This window comes from Phenylobacterium composti DSM 19425 (genome assembly GCF_059568645.1).
In genome coordinates, this window is the sequence record NZ_JCANTT010000011.1 from 255,907 (window position 1) to 282,279 (window position 26,373).

General features: G+C 68.5%; 26 protein-coding genes. 14 read left to right on the plus strand and 12 right to left on the minus strand.

Going from position 1 to position 26,373, the window contains the following annotated elements:
* Window positions 1-106: 106 nt before the first annotated feature.
* The 3 genes from BO64_RS04220 to phnD are packed head-to-tail and all read left to right on the plus strand — an operon-like array spanning window position 107 to window position 4,548.
* Window positions 107-2,713, plus strand: a complete 2,607-nt coding sequence (locus tag BO64_RS04220) for a TonB-dependent receptor (RefSeq protein ID WP_496402451.1) — start codon at window positions 107-109, stop codon at window positions 2,711-2,713.
* A gap of 9 nt (window positions 2,714-2,722) precedes the next feature.
* The gene (locus BO64_RS04225) at window positions 2,723-3,535 is read left to right on the plus strand and encodes a hypothetical protein (RefSeq protein WP_496402025.1); all 813 of its coding nucleotides are present in this window, start codon (window positions 2,723-2,725) and stop codon (window positions 3,533-3,535) included.
* A gap of 2 nt (window positions 3,536-3,537) precedes the next feature.
* Window positions 3,538-4,548: a phosphate/phosphite/phosphonate ABC transporter substrate-binding protein gene (phnD, locus tag BO64_RS04230; RefSeq protein WP_496402026.1), complete on the plus strand. Its 1,011-nt coding sequence runs from the start codon at window positions 3,538-3,540 to the stop codon at window positions 4,546-4,548.
* On the opposite strand, the gene BO64_RS04235 is transcribed toward phnD, so the two are convergent.
* Entirely contained in the window at window positions 4,545-4,955 is a 411-nt protein-coding gene (locus BO64_RS04235) for a PaaI family thioesterase (RefSeq protein WP_496402027.1), read from the minus strand. The genes phnD and BO64_RS04235 overlap by 4 nt on opposite strands.
* A gap of 4 nt (window positions 4,956-4,959) precedes the next feature.
* On the minus strand, window positions 4,960-5,358 hold the full coding sequence (locus BO64_RS04240; RefSeq protein ID WP_496402028.1) for a PaaI family thioesterase: 399 nt from the start codon (window positions 5,356-5,358) through the stop codon (window positions 4,960-4,962).
* Between the two features lie 95 nt (window positions 5,359-5,453).
* On the opposite strand from BO64_RS04240, the gene BO64_RS04245 reads away from it, so the two are divergent.
* The 4 genes from BO64_RS04245 to rffA are packed head-to-tail and all read left to right on the plus strand — an operon-like array spanning window position 5,454 to window position 9,604.
* Window positions 5,454-6,461 (plus strand): ligase-associated DNA damage response exonuclease, encoded by a 1,008-nt coding sequence (locus tag BO64_RS04245; RefSeq protein ID WP_496402029.1) that lies wholly within the window; start codon window positions 5,454-5,456, stop codon window positions 6,459-6,461.
* 51 nt (window positions 6,462-6,512) lie between these two features.
* The gene (locus BO64_RS04250) at window positions 6,513-6,731 is read left to right on the plus strand and encodes a hypothetical protein (protein WP_496402030.1); all 219 of its coding nucleotides are present in this window, start codon (window positions 6,513-6,515) and stop codon (window positions 6,729-6,731) included.
* Between the two features lie 37 nt (window positions 6,732-6,768).
* Window positions 6,769-8,394, plus strand: coding sequence for a cisplatin damage response ATP-dependent DNA ligase (locus tag BO64_RS04255; RefSeq protein WP_496402031.1), 1,626 nt, complete (start codon window positions 6,769-6,771; stop codon window positions 8,392-8,394).
* Between the two features lie 46 nt (window positions 8,395-8,440).
* Window positions 8,441-9,604, plus strand: a complete 1,164-nt coding sequence (gene rffA, locus BO64_RS04260) for a dTDP-4-amino-4,6-dideoxygalactose transaminase (RefSeq protein WP_496402032.1) — start codon at window positions 8,441-8,443, stop codon at window positions 9,602-9,604.
* On the opposite strand, the gene BO64_RS04265 is transcribed toward rffA, so the two are convergent.
* From BO64_RS04265 to BO64_RS04285, 5 genes are all read right to left on the minus strand, one after another.
* Window positions 9,601-10,857 carry an ATP-grasp domain-containing protein gene (locus BO64_RS04265; protein WP_496402033.1) on the minus strand — a complete coding sequence of 419 codons (1,257 nt, stop codon included), beginning with the start codon at window positions 10,855-10,857 and terminating at the stop codon, window positions 9,601-9,603. The two genes, rffA and BO64_RS04265, sit on opposite strands and share 4 nt — an antisense overlap.
* On the minus strand, window positions 10,854-11,519 hold the full coding sequence (locus BO64_RS04270; RefSeq protein ID WP_496402034.1) for a class I SAM-dependent methyltransferase: 666 nt from the start codon (window positions 11,517-11,519) through the stop codon (window positions 10,854-10,856). The genes BO64_RS04265 and BO64_RS04270 overlap by 4 nt, the downstream gene beginning before the upstream one ends.
* A 1-nt stretch (window position 11,520) precedes the next feature.
* Entirely contained in the window at window positions 11,521-12,339 is an 819-nt protein-coding gene (locus BO64_RS04275; RefSeq protein ID WP_496402035.1) for an amidohydrolase family protein, read from the minus strand.
* A 29-nt stretch (window positions 12,340-12,368) separates the two neighbouring features.
* A complete protein-coding gene (locus tag BO64_RS04280; RefSeq protein WP_496402036.1) occupies window positions 12,369-13,184 on the minus strand; it encodes a hypothetical protein in 816 nt (271 codons plus the stop codon).
* Window positions 13,185-13,288: 104 nt separating this feature from the next.
* A complete protein-coding gene (locus BO64_RS04285) occupies window positions 13,289-14,218 on the minus strand; it encodes a hypothetical protein (protein WP_496402037.1) in 930 nt (309 codons plus the stop codon).
* 156 nt (window positions 14,219-14,374) lie between these two features.
* On the opposite strand from BO64_RS04285, the gene BO64_RS04290 reads away from it, so the two are divergent.
* Window positions 14,375-15,316 carry a hydroxymethylglutaryl-CoA lyase-like TIM-barrel protein gene (locus BO64_RS04290; RefSeq protein WP_496402038.1) on the plus strand — a complete coding sequence of 314 codons (942 nt, stop codon included), beginning with the start codon at window positions 14,375-14,377 and terminating at the stop codon, window positions 15,314-15,316.
* Here BO64_RS04290 and BO64_RS04295 read toward each other — a convergent pair.
* On the minus strand, window positions 15,313-17,091 hold the full coding sequence (locus BO64_RS04295; RefSeq protein WP_496402039.1) for a glycosyltransferase: 1,779 nt from the start codon (window positions 17,089-17,091) through the stop codon (window positions 15,313-15,315). The two genes, BO64_RS04290 and BO64_RS04295, sit on opposite strands and share 4 nt — an antisense overlap.
* An 18-nt stretch (window positions 17,092-17,109) precedes the next feature.
* On the minus strand, window positions 17,110-17,646 hold the full coding sequence (locus BO64_RS04300) for a D-glycero-alpha-D-manno-heptose-1,7-bisphosphate 7-phosphatase (protein ID WP_496402040.1): 537 nt from the start codon (window positions 17,644-17,646) through the stop codon (window positions 17,110-17,112).
* 123 nt (window positions 17,647-17,769) lie between these two features.
* Between BO64_RS04300 and BO64_RS04305 the strand changes: the two genes are divergently transcribed.
* The 3 genes from BO64_RS04305 to argE are packed head-to-tail and all read left to right on the plus strand — an operon-like array spanning window position 17,770 to window position 20,684.
* Window positions 17,770-18,978, plus strand: a complete 1,209-nt coding sequence (locus tag BO64_RS04305) for a threonine ammonia-lyase (RefSeq protein WP_496402041.1) — start codon at window positions 17,770-17,772, stop codon at window positions 18,976-18,978.
* Window positions 18,979-18,991: 13 nt separating this feature from the next.
* A complete protein-coding gene (locus tag BO64_RS04310; protein ID WP_496402042.1) occupies window positions 18,992-19,483 on the plus strand; it encodes an FKBP-type peptidyl-prolyl cis-trans isomerase in 492 nt (163 codons plus the stop codon).
* Between the two features lie 34 nt (window positions 19,484-19,517).
* Window positions 19,518-20,684, plus strand: coding sequence for an acetylornithine deacetylase (gene argE, locus BO64_RS04315; RefSeq protein ID WP_496402043.1), 1,167 nt, complete (start codon window positions 19,518-19,520; stop codon window positions 20,682-20,684).
* On the opposite strand, the gene BO64_RS04320 is transcribed toward argE, so the two are convergent.
* Window positions 20,647-21,687, minus strand: coding sequence for a glycosyltransferase family 2 protein (locus BO64_RS04320; RefSeq protein ID WP_496402044.1), 1,041 nt, complete (start codon window positions 21,685-21,687; stop codon window positions 20,647-20,649). The genes argE and BO64_RS04320 overlap by 38 nt on opposite strands.
* 32 nt (window positions 21,688-21,719) lie before the next feature.
* On the opposite strand from BO64_RS04320, the gene rfbC reads away from it, so the two are divergent.
* Window positions 21,720-22,274 carry a dTDP-4-dehydrorhamnose 3,5-epimerase gene (gene rfbC / locus BO64_RS04325; RefSeq protein ID WP_496402045.1) on the plus strand — a complete coding sequence of 185 codons (555 nt, stop codon included), beginning with the start codon at window positions 21,720-21,722 and terminating at the stop codon, window positions 22,272-22,274.
* Here the strand turns inward: rfbC and queG are convergent.
* Both queG and fzlA read right to left on the minus strand, forming a co-directional pair.
* Entirely contained in the window at window positions 22,264-23,397 is a 1,134-nt protein-coding gene (gene queG / locus BO64_RS04330; protein ID WP_496402046.1) for a tRNA epoxyqueuosine(34) reductase QueG, read from the minus strand. The genes rfbC and queG overlap by 11 nt on opposite strands.
* Window positions 23,378-24,067 carry an FtsZ-binding protein FzlA gene (gene fzlA, locus BO64_RS04335; protein ID WP_496402047.1) on the minus strand — a complete coding sequence of 230 codons (690 nt, stop codon included), beginning with the start codon at window positions 24,065-24,067 and terminating at the stop codon, window positions 23,378-23,380. The genes queG and fzlA overlap by 20 nt, the downstream gene beginning before the upstream one ends.
* Before the next feature lie 341 nt (window positions 24,068-24,408).
* On the opposite strand from fzlA, the gene lpdA reads away from it, so the two are divergent.
* Window positions 24,409-25,815, plus strand: coding sequence for a dihydrolipoyl dehydrogenase (gene lpdA / locus BO64_RS04340; protein ID WP_496402048.1), 1,407 nt, complete (start codon window positions 24,409-24,411; stop codon window positions 25,813-25,815).
* Window positions 25,797-26,222, plus strand: coding sequence for a GNAT family N-acetyltransferase (locus BO64_RS04345; RefSeq protein ID WP_496402049.1), 426 nt, complete (start codon window positions 25,797-25,799; stop codon window positions 26,220-26,222). Before lpdA ends, BO64_RS04345 begins: the two co-directional genes overlap by 19 nt.
* The last annotated feature ends 151 nt before the right edge of the window (window positions 26,223-26,373 follow it).

Genomic DNA, 26,373 nt, shown 5'->3' on the forward strand with positions numbered 1-26,373 from the left:
AGCGCTTTCGCGCGCCGCGGCGTTGTCTCACAGCCGTCGCTCCAACGTCGCGGACCTGTCATGGCGCGGCCCTAAAGAGCGCCCCGACAAGAAGGGGTGTTTCCAAATGTCTCCGAACTTCGCCGCTCGCCGCAGGCTGCGGGCCCATGTTCTGTTGTCGGCCTCGGGTTTCGTGCTGATGGCCGCGCTCGCCGTTCCGGCCCGCGCCGCCGATGACGCGGACATGGCCGAGGTGGACGAGATCGTGGTCACCGGCCAACGCGAGGCGCAGCGGGCCGCCATCGCAGTGAAGCGTGAAAGCTTCGAGGTGGTGGACGCGGTCTCCGCGGACGACATCGGCAAGCTGCCCGATCACAACACTGCTGCCGCCCTGCGGCGCATCCCGGGCGTCTCGGTGATGGAAGACCAGGGCGAGCCGCGTTTTCCGACCCTCCGTGGCTTGCGCTCCACCTACAACCGCACCACCATCGACGGCGCCATCGTAGGCTCGGTGGACGAGACCGGTCGTACCGTGCCGATGGACATCGTTCCCTCGGTGATGGCTGGCCGCCTGGAGGTCACCAAGACGGTGACGCCCGAGAACGACGCCAACGCCATCGGCGGTATCGTCAATGTCACCACCCGCAGCGCCTTTGACCTGAGCGGGCCGTTCGTCAACGCGATCGCCTCATACGGCCACTACGAGCGCAGCGGCGAAGTTCGTAATGACAAGCTGTCATACCGGGCCGCCATCGCCGCCGGGAGGACCTTTGGCGCGGAGGATGAATGGGGCGTCGTTGTGGGCGCTTCGTTCGAACAGCTCGACTACGACATCCCTCAGGTCGAAAGTCAGGATCCCTCGGTGCGGGAGTATACCGCCGAGGGGACCCCGGTGAATTCCGGCGCGCCCACGGGCAACGGCATCCAGGTTCCGACCTACCAACGCCTCTTCTGGTACAACAACACGAAGCAGCGGGCGGGGATCAACGCCAAGGTCGAGCACCGCCCTGCCGACAGCCTCCATTGGGTCGTCTCCGGCCTGTTCGCCAAGATGGAAGATGACGAGGAGCGGATCGAGAACCGGCTTGAGCCCCTCGGCAATGTGTCAAACCAGACGCCGGTCTCGGGCAGCTTCGCGCGCGGCCGGGGCGTGATCCATATGAACCAGCCGATTACCCGCCGCGAGATCGCCATGGGGCGGGGCGGGGTCGATTGGCGCATCGCCCCGGAATGGAAAGCCGATGGCGACCTTGTCTATTCACGCGCCGCCCTCGACGTGCCGAACCATTCGGTGGAGTTCCGCACACAGGCCGCGCAGGAATCCCTGCTGGCCTTCACCTACGACACCAGCAACCCGCTCTTCCCGGTGTTCATGCCTCTCGACGAGGCGGCTTACCGCAATCCGGCCAACTACCGGCTGCAGCAGCATCGGGATGCCCTGACATCCACCGACGAGGCGTCATGGCAGGGGCGCCTGAACCTCGCCTATGAGAGCGCCGATGCGCGTCTGAAGGCCAAGTTTGGCGGGCTGGCGCGGACCACCACGCGCACGTTCCTGTCGCGACAGACCAACTACGCGGCCTCCAGCGGCCTCATCTACACTCTTGATCTGGTCGACAAACCGGGGCCGAGCGAACGGATCGCCGGACGCTACCTGCTCGACCCGCGCGTCGACGCCGGGGCGGCCCGGGCGTTCCTGGAAGCCAATCGCGACCGCTTCATCATCACCGCCACGCCGAACACCGGCGATTACGAGGTGCGGGAGGACGTCTTCGCGGGATACGGCCAGACGAGCTACGAGTTCGGCCCCCTGACCGTCCTGGGCGGCCTGCGGTATGAGCGGACCAAGGTCGACTCTGACGCCCTGCGCAATCACGGCGGAGTCCTGACGCCAGTGAGCAACGGTGGCCGCTACGACAACTGGTTGCCGAGTTTGCACCTGCAGTACCGCCTGACGGACGATCTCGTGATCCGCGCCGCCTGGACCAACACCATCGGCCGGCCTGATTTCGGCCAGCTGACCGCCGGCGAAACCATCGGTTCTGATGGAGCCCAGGCCACCCTGAGCCGGGGCAATCCGAACCTGAAAGCGCGGGAGAGCGAGGGCTTCGACCTCTCCTTCGAATTCTATCCGACCGATGGCTTGGTCTCGGTCGCCCTGTTCCGGAAGACGATCAAGAACGAGATCTTCACCCTGACCTCGCTGCAGAGCATCGGCGGCGTGAGCTACCGTGTCAGCGAACCGCAGAACGCCGAGAACGCCAAGGTCGAGGGCGTGGAGTTCGCCATCCAGCAGGCCTTCGCCTTCCTCCCCGCCCCGTTCGACGGCTTCGGGTTCAACGGCAATGTCACGTTCGTCAATTCGAAGGCGACCTATCTGACCAGCGCTGGCCCTCGCACCCGGGGTCTGTTCCAGCAGCCGGACGTGACCTCCAACGAGTCGATCTACTATCAACGCGGCCCCTTCGAGGCGCGGCTGTCCCACAACTATATCGGCGGGTTCCTGGAGACGATCGTCGACGCCGTGCCCAACTCCGACCAGTACTGGAAGGGGCGCCATTTGTTCGACGCGAGCGTTTCCTGGCGGTTGAACAACAACATCACCGTCTTCGCGGAGGCGCAGAACATCTCCAACACCGGCCGGCAGGAAGTGACCGGGCCAGGTCACCGCTTTCTTCAGGAGTGGGCCAACTACGGTCGTACCTACTGGGTTGGCCTGGCGGCTGCATTCTAGGGGTGCGCCATGCGGACGTTTCTGATCCTCGTCTTCGTCAGCCTGGCTGTCCCCGCGGCGGCGCAGGGCGGTCTTTCAGCCGAGGTTCTCCGGCGCTATCCGGCGCCGGAGGCGACCCAGGGCGTGGCGGTCGACAGTCGCCATTTCTATGCCGTCGCCAACTCTCGGATCGCCAAGTACGACAAGGCCACGGGGCGGAAGGTCGCCGAGTGGTCAGGCGACCGAGACCGCTTTCCCCATATCAATTCGTGCACCGTGATCGAGCGCGAGCTGGTCTGCGCCGCCTCCAACTTCCCGGAGGTTCCGATGACCGGTTCGGTGGAGATCTTCGATCCCGTGCGGATGGTTCACCTGCGGACGGTTTCGCTGGGGCAGCAGACGGGGTCGCTGACGTGGGTGGAGCGACGCGATGGCGCCTGGTGGGCGGCCTTCGCCAACTATGAGGGCAAAGGCGGAGAGCCCGGCCGAGGGTCGGCCCATACCCAGTTGGTGAAGTTCGACGATCAATGGCGGCGACAGGAGGCCTGGTCGTTCCCTGCCTCGGTGGTCGATCGCTTCCGGCCCATGAGTTCGTCCGGCGGAGCCTGGGGCGCGGACGGGCTGCTGTATGTCACCGGCCATGACCATGCGGAGCTTTACGTCCTTAGACTGCCCAAGGGCGGATCGAAGCTTGATCACGTGGCGACCATCGCCGCGCCCATCGAGGGGCAGGCGATCGCCTTCGACAGAAGCTCGGATCGTGCTCTCTTTGGGATCAGCCGGCCCAATCGAGAGGTCGTGGCCATGCGGCTGCCCAGACTGGCGGCAGCGAGGGGGGAATAGACGTGATCCGACGCAAGCTGCTGGTCCTGGCCGCCGTCCTCGCCGCCGCGGGGCCGCTTGCGGCCTGCTCGCAAGGGGCGGACGCTCCGGCCGAGAAGCGTGAGCTCAACTTCTCCATCCTGTCGGCCGAGAGCCAGCAGAGCGCCCAGGCCGACTGGCAGCCGTTCCTGGACGACATGTCCAAGGCCCTCGGCATGCCGGTGAAGGCCTTCTACGGCTCGAACTACACCATGCTCGTCGAGGCCATGCGCTTCAAACAGACCGACCTTGGCTGGTTCACCAACCAGTCCGGGCTTGAGGCTGTGCGGCGGGCGAACGGCGAGGTCTTCGCCCGCTCGGTGAACCCCACCGGGATCGACGGCTACGAGGCGGTGATCATCGTCCCCAAGGGCTCGGGCCTGACGCTCGAAAAGCTGCTCAAGTGCGACCGCACCATCGACTTCGGCATCGGCGACGCCAAGTCCACCTCGGGCACGCTCGCGCCCATGACCTATCTGTTCGCCCCACGCGGCATCGACCCCGAGACCTGCTTCAAGACCGTCCGCTCGGCGAACCACGAGGCCAACCTCTTCGCCGTCGCCTCGGGCACGGTGGACGCGGCCACCAACAACACCGCCTCCATGGAGCGGATGGCCATGCTGGACACGGCCATCGCCCGGCGCACCCTGGCCTCGGTAGAGATCATCTGGCGCTCGCCGCGCATCCCCGAGGACCCGCTGGTCTGGCGCAAGGACCTGGATCCCGAGCTGCGCCGGAAGATCGCGGACTTCATGTTCAGCTACGGCGTCGGCGACACGCCGGAGGCGGCTCGCCAGCGGGCGGTGCTCGAGCGCATTCAGACCCTCCCGTTCAAGGCGGCTGACGCCACGCACCTGCTGCCCGTGCGCGAAATGGAAGCCACCGGCGAGCTGTTGCGGGCCAGGAGCCGGGGCGATGCGGCGGGCGTGGCCAAGGCCGAGGCCGCCCTGGCCGAAATCCGCCGGGGGCGGGCGGCGTTGGCGCCCGGAGCCTAGTCGGCCTGCAGCAGGAAGTGGCCGCGCAGCGCCGCCACCGGGTTCTGCGGCCTGTCCTGCCAGCACTCCACATGGACGTTGGCGATGCGCCGGCCCACCTTGCGCAGCTCGGCCCGGGCGAACAGGTCGAGGGGCTTGCCCGGCCGCAGGTACTCGACGGTGACATCGATGGTCTTGGGCATCCGCCGCGACGGCTCGGCCACCGCCAGCCGGCCAAGGGCGGTCATCTCCAGGAACGCGCCGATCACCCCGCCGTGCAGGGCCGGGATCATCGGATTGCCGATCAGCTCCTGCTTGAACGGCAGGCAGGCCAGGACGGTCTCACCTTCCAACTCGGCGGTCATGCCGAGGAAGCGGATGTAGGGCGAGCGGTCGAGGAACTGCGCGAGGGCCTGATGCGAGGTCATGCCGCTAGCCCCGGTTCAGGATGAAGGCGGCCTGGGCGGTGGCCACCGGGTCGGACGGGTCGACGTCCCAGGCCTGGGCCCGGACGAAGGCGATGGAGCGGGTGAGCTTGTAGCAGTGGGCCGAGGCGCGCAGCCCCGTCCGAGGCGCCGCCGGGCGCATGTAGTCGATCCGCAGGTCGAGGGTGGCGATCGGGAAGGGCTGGTCGATGGCCGCGTTCACCGCCAGGCCGCAGGCATGGTCGAGCAGGGTGGTGACGACCCCGGAGGCGATCACCTGGGTGTCGGGATCGGCCACCAGGTCCTCGCGCCAGGCCACGGACATCTCGCCGCGGCCGTCCCCGGCGGACTCGAAGGTCAGGCCGATGGCGGCGGCGTGGGGCGCCATCACCATCACGCGGGCCATGAATTCTTGCGGCGTAGGCATGGCGGGACCGGTTAGGGGGCCGACGTCGTGTCCGTCAATGCGCAGCCTGTCGCGGCTTCCTACATTCTAGGAAGATGATCCGGCCTCAGGACCTGCTCTGCCCCAAGCCCGAGGGCCTCTACTGCGCCCCGGGGGACTTCTACATCGATCCGGTGCGGCCGGTGGCGCGGGCGGTGGTCACCCACGGCCATTCCGATCACGCCCGGTCCGGGCATGGCGCGGTCCTCGCCACCCCTGAGACCCTGGCGATCATGGCCGAGCGCTACGGCGAGGATTTCACCCGTCGGCGGCAGGCCGTGGCCTATGGCGAGACCGTCGCCCGCGACGGGGTGGAGGTCACCCTGGTCCCCGCCGGCCATGTGCTGGGCTCGGCCCAGGCGGTGGTCCGCTGGAAAGGCCTGACCATGGTGGTCTCGGGCGACTACAAGCGGCGGCGCGATCCCACCTGCCCGCCCTTCGAACCGGTCCCCTGCGACGTCTTCATCTCGGAGGCAACCTTCGGCCTTCCGGTCTTCCGCCATCCGGATGATCGGGAGGAGATCGCCCGCCTGCTGCGCTCGGTCGCCCAGTTTTCCGACCGCAGCCACATCATCGGGGCCTACGCCCTCGGCAAAGCCCAGCGGATCATCCGCCTTTTGCGAGAGGCCGGCTGGGACCGGACTATCCATGTCCACGGCGCTCTGGAGCGGCTGAACGGCCTCTACCAGCGCCACGGGATCGACCTCGGGCCGCTCGCGCCGGCCACCACGTCAGACAGGCAGAGCTTCGCGGGCGAGATCGTCATCGCCCCGCCCTCCGCCCTGCAGGATCGCTGGAGCCGGAGGTTCCCCGAGCCGGTGGCCGCCTTCGCCTCGGGCTGGATGCAGATCCGCGCCCGGGCGAAGCAACGCGGCGTGGAACTGCCCCTGGTCATCTCCGATCACGCCGACTGGGACGAGCTCACCGCCACCATCGATGAGATCCGCCCCGGCGAGCTCTGGATCACCCATGGCCGGGAGGAGGCCCTGGCCCGCTGGGCCGAGCTGCACGGCGTCTCGGCTCGGGCCCTGGCCCTGGTGGGCTACGAGGATGACGACGACTAGGGGAACGCCGGCTGCGCCCTGGCGTTGGCTCCCGCGAAGAGGAGCTCGCCGATGTCCGAAGGTCCAACGCCCGGTCGCGCCGGTGGAGAAGGCGGCCCGCTCGGCCGTCCGCCGGGCGAAGGCGCGCCGCCACAGCATCCGCACGACGGCCTGCCGCCGGCCGCGGGGACGGGCGACGCCCGTGATCCCGGCGTGGACGGCGACGCCGACCGGGGCCAGGACGCGCCGGGCGGCATGATCGGCGAGGGCGACGACGGCCGGGACGTCTGATTTGGCGGCGACGCCCCGCCTCCCTAGCTTCTGAGCCATGCGGGCCTTCGCCGAACTTCTGGACCGGCTGGCGCTGACCCCGTCGCGCAACGCCAAGCTGACGCTGGTGCGCGATTACCTGCGAGAGACGCCCGATCCGGACCGGGGCTGGGCGCTCGCGGCCCTCACCGGCGACCTCTCCTTCGACGCAGCCAAGCCCGCCTTCATCCGCAAGGCCATCGAAGCGCGGATGGACCCCCAGCTCTTCTGGTGGTCCTACGACTATGTGGGAGATCTGGCCGAGGCGGTGTCCCTGTGCTGGCCCAGGCGCCCCGGGGCCAACCGCGAGCCGGAGCTGTCCGAGGTGGTGGAGGCCCTGCGCACGGCCTCGCGGGCGGAGGTCCAGCGGCTGATCGAAGGCTGGCTGGACGCCATGGACAGCCCCCGGGAGCGCTGGGCCCTGCTGAAGCTGATGACCGGCGCCCTGCGGGTCGGCCTGACGGCCAGGCTCGCCAAGCGGGCGGCTGCGGAAATGGGCGGCGTCGAGCCGGCCGAGATCGAGGAGCTGTGGCACGCCCTCCATCCGCCCTATGAGGATCTGTTCGGCTGGCTGGAGGGGCGCAGCGAGAAGCCGTCGTCCGAGAACCCGGGCCGCTTCCGGCCGGTGATGCTGGCCCAGGCCATCGACGAGGCCGTCGACTTCGCCCGGCTCGACCCCGCCGACTATGTGGCCGAGTGGAAGTGGGACGGCATCCGCGTCCAGGCCGTGAATGAGGGCGGCGTGCGCCGGCTCTACACGCGGACGGGCGACGACATTTCCCGGACGTTCCCGGACATTCTGGACGCCCTGACGGACGAGGGCGTCATCGACGGCGAACTGCTGGTGATGCGCGAGGGCCGCGTGGCGAGCTTCGCCGACCTGCAGCAGCGGCTGAACCGCAAGGCCGTGGATGGGAAGTTGCTGGCCCGCTATCCGGCGGCGATCCGCGCCTACGACCTGCTTCAGGACGGGCCGGACGACACCCGCACCCTGCCCTTTGTCGAGCGCCGGCGGCGGCTGGAGGCCTTCATCACCCGCCAGGCCAGCCCGCGCCTCGACATCTCGCCCCTCCAGCCGTTCGCGACCTGGGCCGAACTCGCCGAACTGCGGGCCGGCCCCCCGCCGGGCGATCCGCAGATCGCCGAGGGCCTGATGCTGAAGCGGCGGGATTCCGTCTATGAGGCCGGCCGGCCCAAGGGCCCCTGGTTCAAGTGGAAGCGCGATCCATTCCTGGTGGACGCGGTGCTGATGTACGCCCAGCGGGGTCACGGGAAGCGCTCGAGCTTCTATTCGGACTACACCTTCGGCGTCTGGACCGAGGATGCGGCCACCGGCCAGCGGTTCCTCACCCCGGTGGGCAAGGCCTATTTCGGCTTCACCGACGAGGAGCTGAGGCAGATCGACAAGTTCGTGCGCGACAACACCACCGAGCGTTTCGGGCCCGTCCGTGCGGTCCGCGCCGAACCCCGCGCCGGCCTGGTCTTCGAGGTGGCCTTCGAGGGGCTCCAGCGCTCGAGCCGCCACAAGTCAGGCGTCGCCATGCGCTTCCCGCGGATCAACCGCATCCGCTGGGACAAACCCCCGGGCGAGGCCGATGACCTCGCCGCCCTCGAACGCCTGCTGATCCAGATGGAGGGACGCTAGGGCCAAGCCTTGCGGCGCGATCGGCGTTAGCGCAGACAGGGCGCGCATGACTTCAAGCGAAATCGCCCTGCTGCCGCCCATCGACGTGCCCTTCGTTCGGCCATTGCGGACGGGCGACGAACTGGCGGCGATCGAAGCGGCCGTCGAACGGCGGGTGCTGGCCGGGGACAATGCCGCCTCGCACGCCGCCGAGGCCTATCTGCGCGAGGCCCTGGGCATAGGCCATGCGCTGCTTACCCCATCCGGAACCGCGGCCCTGGAGCTGGCTGCGATCCTGGCGGGGCTGGGGCCGGGGGACGAGGTGGTCATGCCCTCGTTCACCTTCTCGTCCACGGCCAACGCCGTGGTGCTGCGCGGGGCGACGCCGGTGTTTGTCGATGTGCGGGCCGACACCCTGAACATCGATGTCGAGCAGGTCCGGCCGGCCCTGAGCGAGCGCACCCGGGCGATCATGGTCGTGCACTACGCGGGCGTGCCCTGCGACATGGACCCGATCATGGAGCTCGCCGCCAAGGCGGACCTGACGGTGATCGAGGACGCGGCCCAGGCGCTGCACGCCCGCTACAAGGGCCGCGCGGCCGGCGCCCTGGCCGACATGGGCGCCTTCAGCTTCCACGAAACCAAGAACATCCATTGCGGCGAAGGCGGCGCCTTCACCTGCCAGGCGGACAACCTTGGCCGCCGCGCCGAGATCGTCCGCGAGAAGGGGACCAACCGCGCCGCCTTCTTCCGCGGCGAGATCGACAAGTACACCTGGATCGACGTGGGCTCGTCCTTCCTGCCCAGCGAGCTCAACGCCGCCTTCCTTGCGGCCCAGCTCGAACGTTCCCGTCAGATCACCGGCCGGCGGCTGGAAATCTGGTCGGAGTATCATCAGGCGTTCCGCGGCCTGGGCGAGGCGGGCCTCGCGCGGCTGCCGCACATTCCCGAGGCGTGCGAGCACAACGCCCACATCTATCACCTGCGCCTGCCGTCGCTGGAGCGCCGCACAGCCGTGATGCGGACGCTCCGCGAGAAGGGCGTGCAGGCCACCTCGCACTACGTGCCCCTGCACGCTTCGCCGGCGGGGCTTCGTTATGGCCGGCAGGTCGGCGACATGGCCAATACCGACGCGGCGGGCGAAGGGCTGATGCGGCTGCCGCTCTGGGCCGAGATGACCTCGGCGCAGGTCGGGCAGGTCATCGACGCGGTGCGCGCGGCGCTGCGTTAACAGGCCTCTTCGGCGTTGTTGGTCAGGGGCGCGCAGCGGCGGCCATCAGCATAGTCGAGGAGCATCTCCTTCGAGATGGCCTCGAAATGGCGCATGGCGTCGTCTGCGTCGACGCCCGTCACCGCGATCATGCCCACGCGCTGCGATGTCCACCTGAGAGGACGAATCTGTCCGTCCGGCGGAAGGAAAATGAAAGCGTCCAGCACGCGCGGGTCGGCCGTCACCTGCTCGGGTATGACAAAGCCCGCGGCCTGTCCTGGCGGGTAGGTCAGAAAGCCGTAGACGGCCCCCCGGGCGCCGGCGTCGGGCTCCGGCCACTGAACGGGCAGGCCGCACGCCAGCCGCGCCGCTTGCAGGAAGGGATCGCACCCGCTGGAGTGGCCGACGAGTAGGGCCGTAAATCCCCCCCCGACCCGACCGCCGACCTCGATCGGTCGCGGGCCAGCGGACGTCATGGCGAATTCGATGTGTGCGGGCGAATTTTCGATGCCAAGCGCCCGCACCACGTCCTTCACCATCTGCTCGGCCAAGGCGCGATCTGGCCCCGCCAGGCCCGGGTAGCTGACGCCGAGGTCGACCCGGTATGGCGGCCGGGATTTCCGCTTGCGGCCGATCGCCAGCACCTCCGCGCGGCCCTCGGCGACAAGCACCTCGGCGCTGAACTGGGGGCCGTCCAGGGCACGTTCGGCCAGCACGGCCGATCCGGCCGCAGCTTCCTGTGCAAACGCCAGGGCCGATGCGGCGGCCTCGCGATCGCTTACGAGACTCACGCCGCGGGACCCGCCGCCGCTGAGATCGGGCTTGAGGATCAGCGGCCAGCCGAGGGCTTCGCCGGCACGGATGACGTCTTCGACGTCCTGGACGATCTGAAACGGCACCGCCCAGTCCGGGCAGAGCCGATTGATCTCCTGGCGTTGTTCGAGCTTGCTCGCCAGCCGGGCGGCAGTAGGCAGGGGAAGGCCGCGGACCAGGTCTTGCTGGGCCAGGTGCGCGATGGCCGACACGCCGGCCTCGTTGGTGGCGACGGCGCCGTCGATCCCGTGCTCCTCAATGAGCCGCGCGAGGCCGTCCACATCGTGCACCGCGCAGGGTGATCCCACATCGGCGACCTCGAAGGCGTGCGGCTGTGGGATGCTGTCGGCCACGACAGTCCGGAAGCCGGCGGCCTTCAGCCCGGCGACCGACCGTACGATCGCGCGGCCCGCGCCCAGGACGAGGACGGTAGGATTTGCGGACTTCAACGCATCCGTCACGGCGTGTTCGAGACGAGGTGGTTGTACGCGCCGAACACCACGGTGTCCGGATCGAACGCGTCGTTCAGGTGCACCTGAACGGTATATTCGAACGGCATGTAGTCGTGGCGGATCACGACCCGCCGGCTGTGTCGGCGCGCCAGATCGAAGATGGCCCCCGGCTCCGCGTAGAACAGGTGATCGTAGCGAATGTCCGCCGTGGGCGACATGAAGTTGGCCGCAAAGCCGATCTGCGCGGCGCCGGCGAAGGCTTCAAACGCGCGCGCGATGAACCCGAGATTGTCCTTGAGCCGATGCGAGAACACGCCCGAGGCCACGACGATGTCGTAGCCCGCAGGCAGGCCCTCGACGTCCATGTCCTGCACCCGCAGGTCGGCGTCGGGATGGCGCTGGCGGCCCTCCTCGACGAGCGCCGGCACGATGTCGACGCCCGTGTATCGCCACGCCGCCCGTCCGCTGGCGCGACAGTAGGCGTGCATGTCGCCGAAGCCGCAGCCTACATCGAGGACAGACGACGTTTCCTGCGGCCAGCCCGCCAGCAGCATCTCGTACCTCAGACGCTCGCGGCCCTTGGTCCAGCCCAGAGTCCGAGGATCGTAGCCGTATTCGGCGTAGCGGCTTTCGTATCGCTGGCGGTTGGCCGCCTTTTCGTCGAGGTCCATGTCACGCCGCCGCGGGATAGAGGTCGAGGTCCAGGAACTGTGCGAGGCTCCGGCCGGCGACGTTCATTCGTTTGTCTGTCGGAAGGTCCGCTGTCAGGGCCTCAAACCGGGCGCGCACGTCGGCGTGGGGATACTCGGGCGCGTCCGTACCGATGCAGACCCGACGGTCCAGCGTCCGGAAGATGTAGGACAAGTCCTGATCAAGCGACGTGCCCGCATACCGCATAAGCGTGAAGGACAGGTCGAGGAGGACGCGGTCGTTGGCGCGCGTGAATTCGGCGTAGCGCAGGGCTTCCACCGTGCCGCCGTGCAGCAGAACCAGGCGCGTCGTCGGGGCCTCGCGCAGGGCGTCGGCGAGATGCGGCAATGGATCGACGGGAAGTCCCGACGCGGTGTCTGCAAACTGATAGGCGCAATAGAACACGGCCAGACCGGCCGCGCCGGCCGATTGCATCAGCGCCTGGAAAAGGTCGGTCTGCGGACCTTGGCCCGTGAGCCGGGGGTGCACATGAACCCCGACGAAGCCCATCGCCTTCAGCCCCTTCAGGTGATCGAGGCGCGTTTCGGCCTCCGAGCCGTCCCAGGCGGCCACCGGCCGGAGGCCCTGCTGCGCCAGCGCGGCCTTCGCAAAGGCGGAATGCTCATAGCCACATACGCCTGGCAGGCCCTGGACGAGCCCGCCCACGAAGCCTGCAGCGGTCATGGCGCTGCGCAGCTCGGCAAAGCTTAGCCCGGCGCGGCCATCGAGCCAGCGTCCGTCCAGGGTGGCGCCGGCATGGCTGTCGAAGAGTGGGATGTGCTGGGGACGGGATGACGTCATGAGGTCGGTTGGGGAGGACCGCATTGCGGTCATGCCTGAGGAGGCCGCGCCGGTTCGACCTCGACACCCGCTCTGGATGGCGAGCCCGGCAGGGCGTTGACGGCGAGGATGGCCGACCATCGTCCTCTGAATGCGGGCCAGTCGAGGCCCATCTCCGGGTCGATGGGGGCCACTCCGTGCGGCCGCTGCGGATGGAACCAGACGATGTCGCCGGGGCCGACGTGCGGATCGATGTTCACGCGGGCGCCGTCCGGGGTGTCGATCCACAGGCCCCCAGAGCGGAAGTCCTCGCCGAACGTGGACATGACGAGAATCGGAACCACGATCTGGAAGTCGCCGACCGGGTCGACATGTCCGTTCATGTAGCCCCCGCCACAGGGGTAGAACTGGGCGGAGAACCGGGCCACGGCTCCCTCCGACGCGACGCCTGACAGGAAGGCGTTCTCCTTCGCGCCGCAGAGGTGATTGCGTAGCCGAAAGGCGTCCCGCAGGCGCTCGAAAATGCGAAAGACGTCTTGGTTCCAGGGGAAAAAGGAGAACTGATGAAACGCCGCCCGGACGTAGGCGCGTTCATCATCCCAGTTGAGGCGATGGAAATTGGGGCACCCGGGCTCAAGGGGCCGCCAGTTCGGGAACGACCCCCGTCCGATCCCGATGAGATAGTCGACCAGATGGCTGACGTACTCCGGCGAAAGAACCCTCCGGCTGACCAGTATGCGCCCGCGATCAAGGTCCCGCGCCATATCGGCCAGGGCTGCTGCATCGGCGAGAATGTCACCGGGCGCGGCGACTTCGATGATCGTCCCGGAGCCCAGATCTTCGGTCGCCATGTTCACCGCTGCCATCTCAACTTCCGTTGCGCCCGTAGCACTGCTGCATGCGCCACAGTTCGGGTCGGTTGAAAACAGGAATCACCAGCCGCCGTGGCTTCAGTTGCTGCACCTGACGACTAGCGCGCCACGCGTCCGGCCGGCAGTGGAACCATGCCGATGCCTGCGCGGCCAAAACCATTGCCGCAGTAGAATAGCCAGTCGGCGCCGTCGTGCCGCAGCACCTTGGGGTAACCCTGCATCTCGCTATCCCAGGCGCCCTGCGGAATGGACAGGCGCGTACGCCGGCGAGAGATCTCGCCGCGGTCGTCCACGGGCAGGCTGTAGATTCGATAGAAGTCCGTCCGCGCGGTGAACAGGATTTCCTCGCCCTCGGCTGTTCTGCGCGGCGCGGGCGTGCCGATGGCGAGCTCGTCCCCTTCTAGTTCGATGGCCACGCTGGAATTGGCTCGGTCAAAATTCAGACCGTCGTCGGAGAAAGCCTGCCGGACATGGTAGCGGTGCACCGCGCCATTCGGGGCAGCTTCCCAGGCGACGAAGCTCACGTAGAGCAGGCGCCAACGGCCGTCGGACTGGCGATCAACGGAGCACGAGCCGGAGCCGATCGGCTCCGAATTTATCGCTTCCAGTAAGGGAGCGCGCGATGCCCGGATGAAGGGACCCCGCCCTTCCCGTCGTTCGGCGAGCCCGATCTGGTTTCGAAACGGAACCTGGCCGCCGAGCCGTGTCCAGCCGACGTAATACATCCGCTCGACGCCTTCATGCTCGACGATCCAGGGATATCCGGCGCCATTCATATCGAAGGTGCCGAGCTCGCCCACGTCGAGCAGCGGCTCGCTCACCTCAAGGAGCCTTGGCGGGTCGCCCCATTCGAAGAGCATGCTGCCGATGCGGCTTTCCCCGCGTTCGTCCCGGCCGCTGACAAACAGTTCCAGCAGACCGTCGGGAGTGATCCGCGGAAAGAATGCTCCGAGGCCGCCAGCCATCCAGTGGATGGACGGATTGGGCGTGGCGACGTGAACAGCCTTGGGCAGGACGATGGTCTCCATGGCGCCCGCTCTAAGGTCTCCGTGGCTGTCGTGGCTATCGTGAAAATGCGCTATGGCCGGGCCGTCGCCACTCGTCCGAAGGCGCCCGCAGGACTTTGGCCTAGAAGCGTCCTCCAAAAGAGGCCATCCGCGCATGACGCTGCGCATTGAGGATCTATGACGACTGTCTTCGACTGCACCCTGCGAGACTCCAGCTACGTGGTCGACTTCATGATCGACCTGGACACGACCCGGTCGATCACCAAGGGCCTGTCTGAGCTGGGGGTGTCGCACATCGAGGTGGGGCATGGCCTCGGCCTCGGCGGCGCGCGCCTGCACGGGAAGGCGGCGGGGGCGACCGACCGGGCATATCTTGAGGCCGCGCTATCTGTTGCGGGCGCGAGCAAGGTCGGGTGTTTCCTGATCGCCGGGAATGCGACGCTCCAGGAAGTTCGAGAGTGCGCCGGCGATGGCGCCCAGTTCATCCGGGTCGGCATCCCGGACTCTGCCGTCGAGGCCGGTTTTGAAGTGCTCGCGGAGCTTCAGGGGTCAGGAGTCGAAGCCTTCCCATTCCTGATGGCCTCCTCAGTCTGGCCGCTGGACTTGATCGAGGAGACCCTGGCGTCCCTTGCGAAGCTTGAGACCGCCGGCTGCTACTACGTCGACTCCGCCGGGTTCCTGTACGGCGCGCGCACCCTGGCAGCCTTGACGCATTTCAGCCGACATTGGCCGGCGCGCAAAGCGTTCCACGGGCACAACAATCTCCACTCCGCCGTTTCCAACAGCCTCGTGGCGGCGGAGCTTGGCTATGCCTATGTGGACGGCACCCTGGGCGGTTTTGGGCGCTCCGGCGGCAATGCCCCGACCGAGGTGCTGTTGAGCCTGCTCACGCTGGACGATCCAGATCGGATCTCGCATGCGATCAGCCTCGCTGAGGAATTTTCACGGCGAGTGGGTCAGGACTACGACTACTGGAATGTGGCGCTGGGCCTCACCGGAACCCACTCGCGCCACCTGGGAAAACTGCTGGCAAGCGGCCGCAGCCGTGAGCAGATTTTCCGCAGCCTGTATCTCGAACGCCCGCTCATCCATCAGGCCGGTTCAGGCAGGCTGGACTAGCTTGCGCGGGCCGCCGCTTCGTCGACGAGCTCGACGAAATGGCTGGTGAAGGACGCGCCCATGGACGTCGAGCTGGAGAAATAGCGGTCCATGAAGCGTTTGGAGGCGCCGCCGGCCGCCGCGCGGGCCGCATGGTCCGTGATCAGCCGATCTGCGCAGCGCACATAGTCATCGGATGATCGCGCAATGGCGATCATTGGCGCGTCCGGATCTCCCACTAGGGAACGGAGTTCCTGGCGCTCTTCAGCCGTGCCTTCGTCGCCGTCGAGCAGTGGCTTGATGAAGCTCATGAGCCCTGCTTGAGCCGCCTCTGATGCATCAAAGACGACCACGGGCTTCGCCGCCGCCATCGCCTGGAACAGCGTGAAGCCGCAGGGGAACGGGAAGGTGTCCAGGAAGATGTCGGCCACCTGGGCGTAGAGCCGTGTGTTCACCCAGCCGATGAAGTGGGTCTGGGCCAGCACTCCGCCTTCGGCGAAGGCCTTTACGACGATGGGGTCCTCCTCTCGTCCGGCCCACAGGAACACCGCCTCGGGATGACGCTTCAGCAGGGTGACCACGGCCGACAGATAATCGGCGTCCCGCATCTTCTCGGTCCGCCCGAGGGTCATGAGGATGGTCTTGCCGGCAAATCGCGCGCGGATCGCGGCAGCCTCCCCTTCCAGCGCGGGATCGTACCAGTCGTCCACGCCGAGCCGCCCCATCCTCCAGCGCCGGCCGGCGAAGGTGGAGTACCGCGTCAGGGCGCTGCCGGTGACATAGCCGTCGATGTCGGGCTGGCTGAAGTTGCGGTACTTCATCGCCCACCAGGTCTGGACGGGGGCGATGCGCAGGCCGAAGGCCAGGGGCAGGATGGTCACGAGGCTGACCCAGATCACCTCGTGGACGCCGTCCTCGGCCACAGACTCGCGCAGACGGAGGAGGCGTCGCCAGCTCGAGTTCGCCGCCTCCGGGAAGCGCTCCTTCAGCATCACTATCGGGACGGACAGCTCGGTCAGGGCCGCCTCCAGGCGCGGGTCCTTGCCGGAGAAGCAGTAGACGATGGGCTCGAACGGCTGGTCGGCGAGCCGGCGATAGCCCTTCAGGGTGTTCAGCAGCACCTCGATGTGGGCGAGCATCGAGGCGCTATGGATGAAGAAGCCGATGCGATAGGGCCGCCGCATCGGCGGTCGGGGGAGCGCGGGCAGCCTCTCCCGCCAGGCGCGGCCGGCGGCGGTGAACAGCGGCTCCAGGCGGCTCATGCAGTGCTGGAAGTGGGCGTCCGTCTCCGTCGGCTTCACGTAGAACTCGTAGATCGCCCCCTCGAGCAGCATGGCGGCGTCCATGGCCTCGCGCGCCAGAAGGTCGGGAAGGATGGTCAGCAGAAGCCGCTCAAAGGTGGCGTCCTTGGCGGCGCTGAGTTCCTTGTTGGCGAAGTCGGTCGCCCGGACGAGGTCGACGACGAACGGGTCAAGGTCCCCGGGAGCAAGCCGGCGCAGAAGATCCTGCACCATGGCCACGCTCTCGTCAGGCCAGCCGAGGCGGCTGGCCGCCGCCGCCAGCCGCAGCCAGACGGCCCGGCGGCCATGCCCACGACGAATGGCGTCGGTCAGCAGCGGGAGGGCCCTCGCGGCGTCACCCCAGCGCAGGGCCAGATATCCGCGCAGGTGCTGCGCCTCAGGGAAGCGCGGATCGCCCTCGCCGATAGCGGCGAGCGCGGGCAGGACCTGGTCCGCGGGCGCGCCGTTCAGCGCCGCGTCCCAGCCGGCCTTCAGGATGTCGGGCGTTTCAGACATGGCCGTCTCTCCGCGGGCCTATGCGGGCCACAGAGCCTGCTTCACCAGGAAATCGCGGAGGTTTCCGCCTTCGAACAGCACGCCCTTCACCCCGGCGCGGAGGGCCGCCTCTAGGTCGGAGGGCTTGTCGCCGATCATCAGCGAGGCCTCGCGGTCGATGGGCCACTCGGCCATGGCCTGCAGCAGCATGCCCGGGTTGGGCTTGCGCAGCGGCGGGTCCGGGTGGCGGTAGGCCTCCAGGGGCGCCTCCGGGTGCTGGGGCGCATGGTAGAAGGTGTCGATCCGCGCGCCCGCCTCGGCGAGGTCCTCCTGCATCCGGGCGTGCAGGGCATGCACGTCCGCCTCGGTGTAGTAGCCGCGCCCGACCCCCGACTGATTGGTCACCACGATCACCAGCCAGCCGGCGCGGTTGAAGGCGGCCACAGTCTCCCGGGCGCCCGGGATCCAGGTGAAGTCGTCCCAGCGGTGGACATAGCCGCGGTCCTCGTTGAGCACGCCGTCGCGGTCGAGGAACAGGGCGGGGCGAAAGACGGGATTCGATGACGAATGCGACACGGCGGCCTTATAGCTGAACCGTGCGCGGTCTCGATTTCATTTTGGGCCGGCCCAGCGCGCTGCGTTGCAGCAGAGGCGCGCCGTCGCTAGGTTGCGCGACCTTTCGAGGACCCGACCCACGCAATGACCCTGAGCTTCGACGACATCCTGGCGGCCAAGGAACGGCTTCAGGGTCACATCGAGCGCACGCCCTGTCGCCTGTCGCGCACCCTCTCCGAGATCACGGGGGCGGAGGTGTGGCTGAAGTTCGAGAACCTCCAGTTCACGGCGGCCTACAAGGAGCGCGGCGCGCTCAACAAGCTGCTGCAGCTGGATGGCGAGGTCGCCAAGCGCGGGGTCATCGCCGCCTCGGCCGGCAACCACAGCCAGGGGCTCAGCTATCACGCCGCGCGGCTGGGCATTCCGGTCACCATCGTGATGCCGAAAGGCACGCCCTTCGTGAAGGTGCAGCAGACCCGGGCCCACGGGGCCGAGGTGGTCATCGACGGCGACGGCTATGACGAGGCCTCGGCCACGGCCCGGCGCATCTGCGAGGAGCGCGGCCTCACCTTCGTCCATCCGTTCGACGACCTGGACGTCATGGCCGGCCAGGGCACCGTCGCCCTGGAGATGCTGGAGGACGTGCCGGACCTCGAAGTGCTGCCGATCCCCATCGGCGGCGGCGGTCTGATCGCCGGCATGGCCACGGCGGCCAAGCACCTGAAGAAGGACATCCGCGTGGTCGGCGTCGAGCCGGCCATGTTCCCCTCGTTCACCGCCAAGATGCGCGGCGTGCGCACGGCCACCAATGTCGGCGCCTCCACCATCGCCGAGGGGATCGCGGTGAAACAGGTGGGCGAGGTCACCTATTCCGTCTCCCGGCCGCTGATCGACGACGTGCTGCTGATCGAGGAGCCCTACTTCGAGCGCGGCATCGCCCTTTACGCCAACGTGGAGAAGACGGTGGCCGAAGGCGCCGGCGCGGCCTCGCTGGCGGCGCTCCTGGCCTATCCCGAGCGGTTCCGGGGCAAGAAGTGCGGGCTGGTCATCACCGGCGGCAACATCGACACCCGCCTGCTGGCCTCGGTGCTGACCCGTGAGTTGGTGCGCGAGAGCCGCATCGTCTCGCTGCGGATCATCGGCGACGATCGGCCCGGCCTGCTGGCCAATGTGTCGGCCACCATCGGCCAGATGGGCGCCAACATCATCGAGGTGGCCCACAATCGTCTGGCCCTGGACGTGCCGGCCAAGGGCGCCGAGTTCGACGTGATGATCGAAACCCGTGACGCCCAGCACACCCAGGAAGTGATGGATGCCCTGCGCGAGCGCGGCTATCCCCCCCGAGTGGTCTAGCGAGTAGTCCGAGATGAAGCGTGTCCTGATCCTTGCGGCGGCCGCCCTCGCGCTCGCCGCCTGCCAACCCAAGGCGAAGCTCCCCGACCAGGCGGAAGCCTCCAAGGCCTTCATGGAGAAGACCGTCAAGGAGGAGGGCGTTCAGGTCCTGCCGTCCGGCGTCGCCTACAGGGTCGTTCGGTCCGGGCCCGAGACGGGCATCAAGCCGACCCTGCGCGACGAGGTGAAGGTTCACTACGAGGGCAAGCTGATCAACGGCCGAGTCTTCGACAGCTCGTACGAGCGAGGCCAGCCGGCGGCCATGCCGCTGCGGGGCCTGATTCCGGCCTGGCAGGAAGCCCTGGTCCAGATGCGTCCCGGCGACGAGTGGATCCTCTACGTCCCGCCCGAGCAGGGCTATGGCGCGGAGGGGGCCGGCGGTGAGATTCCGCCCAACGCCGCCCTGATCTTCCGCATCGAGCTGATCGACGTGCTGCCCGGCCCCGGCCGGATCATGCAGGGGTAGCCCAGACCGCCAGCCAGGGGTTAAGGCTTTGGGCATGACGGCTGATCTCTACCCGTCCGCCCGGGACCTGCTCACTACGCTGGTGGGTTTCGACACGACCTCCCGCCGGTCCAACCTCGCCCTCATCGAATGGGTGGAGCGCTATCTCGACGGCCTGGGCGTGACCCACCGGCGGGTGCCCAACGCCGACGGGACGAAGTCCAACCTCCTGGCCACCCTGGGGCCCGCCGAGCCGGGCGGGGTTGTCCTCTCCGGCCATACCGACGTGGTGCCGGTGGACGGCCAGCCCTGGAGCACCGATCCCTGGACGGTGGTGGAACGCGACGGCCGGCTCTACGGCCGCGGGACCTGCGACATGAAGGGCTTCCTGGCCCTGGCCCTGGCCGCCGCGCCCGAACTGGCCAGGACGGCCCGCCGGCCGGTGCATCTGGCCTTTTCGTTCGACGAAGAGGTCGGCTGCCTTGGGGCGCCGCTGATGATCGAGGTGATCCGCCGCGAGTTGCCGCCCCCGGCGCTGGTGGTGGTGGGCGAGCCCACCGACATGGTGGCGGTCAACGGCCACAAGGGCATCGCCACCTACAAGGTCACGGTCACGGGGCGGGAGTCGCACTCCAGCCAGACCCAGCAGGGCGTCTCGGCGGTGATGGCGGCGGCCCGCCTGATGAACGCCCTCACCGACCTCTCCGAGCGGCTGGAGGCCGAGGCCGACCCCGCTTCGCCGTTCACGCCCAAGGGGGCGACCCTGACCATCGGCCTGGTGAACGGGGGAACGGCCCACAACATCATCGCCCGCCACTGCGAATTCGTCTTCGACCTACGGACCCCGCCGGGGCTGAAGGCCGACGCGGTGCTGAAGGACTTCCGGGCGCAGGTGGCGGCCATGGACGCCGCCCTCAAGGCCCGGGCGCCCGAGGCCGGGGTGGTGCTGGAGAAGCGCACCGACGTGCCGCCCTTCGCCCCCGAGCGGAACGGCGTGGCCGAGGCCTTCGCCCGGCGCCTGGCCGGCGACAACGGTCCGCCCCGGGTGGTGGCCTTCGCCGCCGAGGCCGGGCAGTTCCAGGAGGCGGGCTTCTCGACGGTGATCTGCGGGCCGGGCTCCATCGCCCAGGCCCATCAGCCCGATGAATATGTGGAGGTCAGCCAGATGCAGCGCGGCGCGAGCTTCATGCGCCGGCTGATCGAATGGGCGGCAGAGGCCTGATCACCGCCCGCCGGCCCATGAGGTCGCGGGGGTTCCAGGTCATGGCCCGGGCGATGGCCAGCGCCGAGCGCCGCCGGGCCTTCTGCACCGCCCGCCGCCTGCGCAGCACGGGCCCAAGCCCGGCCAGGGCGGCGCGGTAGGCCTTCAGGGTGATGCCGAAATAGGGCCGGTTGGGCCGGCGGGCGGCGATATAGGCCACCGCCAGCAGATGGGCCGGCAGCACCAGGGGTAGCAAAAGGTCCGGGGTGTCCTTCACCAGCACCCAGAAGCGGTTGCGGTAGCCGTGGAACAGGGCGAACTCGGACTTGGCGCCGCCCGAGGAGGCCGAGCCCACGTGGCGCACCACCGCGTCGGGCGCAAGCACCGTCGGCTCTCCCGCCAGTTGCAGCCGGTAGCCCAGGTCCACGTCCTCGCAGTAACAGAAGAAGCTTTCGTCGAAGCCGCCGAGGGCCAGGAACAGCTCCCGGTCGATGAGCATCGCCGCGCCGCAGGGACTGAAGACCTCGCCCTCGGGCGTATCGCCCGGGTCCGGCTGCAGATAGCCGCCGCGATAGGGAATGCATGGGAGGCTCATGACATCGCCCAGGCCGTCGAGGACGCGCGGGTCGTCGTCCATCACCTGGCGGGAGGTGAAGCTCCGCACCTCGGGTCGGCGGGCCGCGGCGGCCATCAGCCGTTCCAGCCAGTCGGCCTGCGGATAGGCGTCGGGGTTGAGCAGCGCCAGCCAGCGGCCGCGCCCTGCCCGGGCCGCCTGGTTGCAGGCGGCTGCAAAGCCCAGGTTCTCGGCGTTCTCGATCAGCCGGGTTCCGGGGACCACGTCGGCGACGGCCTGCGCCTCTCGGTCGGGCGAGGCGTTGTCCACCAGCACCAGCTCGAAGTCGCCATAGGTCTGGGCCGCTAGCCCCTCGAGGCAGCCACGCAGCGTGGCGCCGCTGCGATAGGCCACGACCGCGACGGTGACGGCGGGGACTTGCGGCTTGTCTTCACGTTCTGGGTGGGCCATGCGGGGCCTGTCTGTAACCTCTGTTAAGCGACATGATCGTCACGCCGCTCGCCGACCTGCCTGAAGTCCTGCTTATCACGCCGAAGCGTTTCGGCGATGCCCGTGGCTGGTTCTCCGAGACCTGGAGCCGCAAGGCCATGGCCGAGGCGGGGGTCGACACCGAGTTCGTCCAGGACAACCAGGCCTTCAACGCCCGGAAGGGCACCTTGCGCGGGCTGCATTTCCAGAAGGCCCCGCACGCCCAGGGCAAGCTGGTGCGGGTGCTGCACGGGGCGATCTTCGATGTGGCGGTGGACGTCCGGCCGGGATCGGCCACCTACGGCAAGTGGGTCGGCGCGACCCTCACCGCCGAGGGGGGCGAGCAGCTGTGGGTGCCCCGCGGCTTCGCCCACGGCTATGTGACTCTCGTGGACGACACCATGCTCTTCTACAAGGTGGACGGCCTCTATGCGCCGCAGACCGAGGGCGGCGTCGCCTGGAACGATCCTGACCTCGCCATCGCCTGGCCGCTCGAGGGCGAGCCGGTGCTCTCCGACAAGGACCGCGTCCTGCCGCGCCTGAAGGATCTGGGGCCGGTCAGCTTCTAGCCGCCAGCCATTCCTCTCGCACTTCGGGATCGGGCTCCGCCGGCAGGCGAGCCGCGCGGGCGGCCTCGAAGTCGGCGGCCGGCAGCAGGCGAGACAGGGCCCAGACCGCCGCCCCGCGCACCACGGGGGCCGGATCGTCCAGCAGCCTGAACGCCTCGGGGGCGAGCCCAGCCTCGCCGGAATTGCCGATGGCGTAGAGGACGTTGCGCACGAACCGGTCGCGGCCGATGCGCTTGACGGGGCTCTTGGTGAAAAGGGCGCGGAAAGCGGGATCGTCCAGGCGGACAAGGTCGGCCAGCGCCGGCGCCCTGAGCGCCTCCCGGGCGGCCAGCTTCTGTTCCCGGGCCTCCCGGGCGAACTTGTTCCAGGGGCAGACCGCCAGACAGTCGTCGCAGCCGTAGATGCGATTGCCGAGGGCGGAGCGGAACTCACGGGGGATCGCCCCCTTGAGCTCAATGGTCAGGTAGGAAATGCAGCGCCGGGCGTCGAGCTGGAACGGCGCCGGGAAGGCGCTGGTGGGGCAGACCTCCAGGCAGGCCTGGCACGAGCCGCAGTGGACCGCCTCGGCGGCGTCGGGCGAAAGCTCCAGAGTGGTCAGGACCGAGCCCAGGAACAGCCAGGAGCCGAACTCCCGGCTGACGAGATTGGTGTGCCGGCCCTGCCAGCCGATCCCCGCCCGCTCGGCCAGGGGTTTTTCCAGGAGCGGCGCGGTGTCGACGAACACCTTCACCTCGCCTCCGAACTGCTGCTGGATCCAGCCGGCCAGGCGCTTGAGCTTCTTCTTGATCAGGTCGTGGTAGTCGTCGCCCTGGGCGTAGACGCTGATCGCCGCCCGATCCTTCTGCGCCAGGACGGCGGCGGGATCGTGGGCTGGGCCGTAATTCACCCCCAGCATCACCGCCGAGCGGGCGTCGGCCCACATGGCGCGAGGATGGCGGCGGCGCTCGCGGGTCTCGGCCATCCAGCCCATCTCGCCGTGCCGCCCGGCCTCGACGAAAGCGTCCAGGCGGCCCGCCGCAGCCCAGGCCTTGTCGATGTCGGTGAACCGGCAGAGGTCGAACCCCAGCGCCAGGGCCTCGGCGCGGATCAGCTCTTCGCGGGCGTCAGAAGTCGAGGTCGTCATAATGCGGCGCGGGCGTCAGGCCCGGCCAGCGGTCCGTGAGCAGCGGCCGGAAACACGGCCGGGATTTCAGCTTCATGTACCACGTCTTCACGCCCGGGAAGTCCTTCCAGGGCACGTCGCCGAAATAGTCGATCACCGACAGGTGGGCGGCGCCGGCGAAATCCGCCAGGGACAGGCGCTTGCCGGCCAGCCATTCGCGGGTTTCGAGCAGGGTCTCGAGATAGTGCAGGTGGTTCCGGAGGCCGTCGCGGCCTTGGCGCAGGTTGGCGAGTTCGGGCGCGCCGAGGCCCAGCAGCCGCTTCTCCATCTTCTCGTGCAGGATGTAACCGCCGGCCTCGAACTCGAACTTGCGGTCGAACCAGGACAGCAGCCGCCGCGCCTCGGCCCGCTCGGCCAGGTCGCGGCTCAGCAGGGCCGGCTCGGGCGCGGTCTCCTCCAGGTGATCCAGGATCGCCCGGGTCTCGCACAGCACCAGCGGCTCGGCGCCCTCGCGAGCCTCCACCAGCACCGGGATCAGGCCCGACGGGTTCATGCGGGTGAGCGCCTTGGGGCGCTCCCAGTAGCGCACCTGGACATCCGTGAACGGCAGCCGCTTTTCGCCCAGCGTCAACCTCACCTGGCGCGAAGCGGGGTCCAGGGGGAAGTGGTGCAGGGTGCGCGCGACGCTCATGATCTTCAGCCAGGGACGAACGCCGTTCAGCCGGCGAATCGCTAAAGAACCCAAGTGTGGCCGTTCGCCTTAAGCTACCGTTTACTGCCTTCCCCCGGGTCGCCCTGCGGCCCCGGGATGCTGAAGAAGGCGGCGGTCGCCAACGCTGGCGGCGGGGTTGACCGGATGCAGCAGGGTTCTGAGCCTACAGACCGTGCACCGCGCCCACGTGATCCCCATATGGACGCGCTGCGCGGCCTTGAAGCGTAGGGCGCCTCGCTTGAAGGTTGACCTTGGGCCATCCGGGCCTAGGGTGCCCGCCCATTTTGCGCGCCAGTTATTTTCGGGGACCGAAGCGGACCATGGCTGAGACCACCACCTACGACGTCGTGATCATCGGGGGCGGCCCCGGCGGCTACAATGCGGCGATCCGGGCGGGCCAGCTCGGCCTGAAGGCGGCCTGCGTCGAAAGCCGCGGCGCCCTGGGCGGCACCTGCCTGAACGTTGGCTGCATGCCCTCGAAGGCCCTGCTGCACGCGTCCGAACTCTTCGCCGCCGCCGAGAACGAGTTCGCCCACCTGGGCATCGAGGTGAAGCCGAAGCTCAACCTCGCCCAGATGATGAAGCAGAAGGCCGACAGCGTCGCCCAGCTCACCAAGGGCATCGAGTTTCTGTTCAAGAAGAACAAGATCGACTGGGTGAAGGGCTTCGGCCGTATCGCCGGTCCCGGCAAGGTCGAGGTGACCGCCGAGGACGGCGCGGTCACCACCCTCGAAGCCAAGAACATCGTCATCGCCACCGGCTCGGAGCCGTCGAAGCTGCCGGGCGTCGAGGTTGATCAGCAGCGGATCGTGGATTCCACCGGCGCCCTGTCGCTGCCCGAGGTTCCGAAGCACCTGATCGTCATCGGCGCCGGCATCATCGGCCTGGAGCTGGGGTCGGTGTGGCGCCGCCTGGGCGCCAAGGTCACCGTGGTCGAGTACCTCGACCGCATCACCCCCGGCATGGACGCCGAGGTGGCCAAGACCTTCCAGCGCTCGCTGACCAAGCAGGGCATGGAGTTCAAGCTGGGCGCCAAGGTCACCGGCGCGAAGGTGTCCAAGAAGGACGTCACCCTCACCTTCGAGCCCGTCGCGGGCGGTCCGGCCGAGACGATCGAAGGGGACTATGTCCTCCTGGCCATTGGCCGTCGTCCCTACACCGAAGGCTTGGGCCTGGAAACGGTGGGGATCACGCCCGACAAGCGCGGCTTTATCGAGACCGACCACTTCCAGACCTCGGCGGCGGGCGTCTGGGCCATCGGCGACGTCACCCATGGTCCGATGCTGGCCCACAAGGCCGAGGAAGACGCCGTGGCGGTCATCGAGACCATCGCCCGAGGCTACGGCCACGTGGACTACAACCTCGTCCCGTCGGTGGTTTACACCGCGCCGGAAGTGGCCTGGGTCGGCAAGACCGAGGAGCAGCTGAAGGAAGAAGGCCGCGCCTACAAGGTCGGCAAGTTCCCCTTCACCGCCAACAGCCGGGCCAAGATCAATCACGAGACGGAAGGCTTCGTGAAGGTGCTGGCCGACGCCGCCACCGACGAGATCCTGGGCGCCCATGCCATCGGTCCGTCGGTGTCCGAGATGATCGGCGAGTTCTGCGTGGCCATGGCCTTCCGGGCGGCCTCCGAGGACGTGGCCCGCACCTGCCACCCGCACCCCACCCGGTCCGAGGCCATGCGCCAGGCCGCCATGGGCGTCGAAGGATGGACGATGCAGGCCTGATCGTCCGCCGCGCGCGGACGGACGAGCTGGCGGCCTGCGCCGAGCTCTACGTCCGCGTCCTGCGCGAGACCTTCACCTGGCAGCCGCCCGAGCGGCACCAGGAGGCCGACTTCCTGCGCGCCGCCCGCGTGGAGGAGGTCTATGTGGCGATCGAGGCCGGCCGCATCGTCGGCCTCGCCGCCTTCTACCGTCCGCAGAACTTCCTGCATTCGCTCTTCGTGGCCGACCGCGGCCGGGGCGTCGGCAAGGCGCTCCTGGACCATGTGAGCGCCCAGGCGGACGGTCCGCTGTCTCTCAAGTGTCAGGCCGCCAATCTTCGGGCCCAGGCCTTCTATCGCCGCGAAGGCTTCGCCTGCGTCGAGGCCGGTTCGGACAACGGCGTCGCCTGGCTGCGCTTCGTCCGCTGAAAGTTCATTTGCCGCCGCCCCGGGCCGAGTCCGCTCGGTCCCCGAAGCCCCGGGGAGGTCGGGATGCTCGCCCTTCTTGCCGCCGCCGCCATGGGCTCGGCCCGGCCGGCGCCGACGGCCAGCATCAAGGCCTATCGCGGCCCGCCGCGCC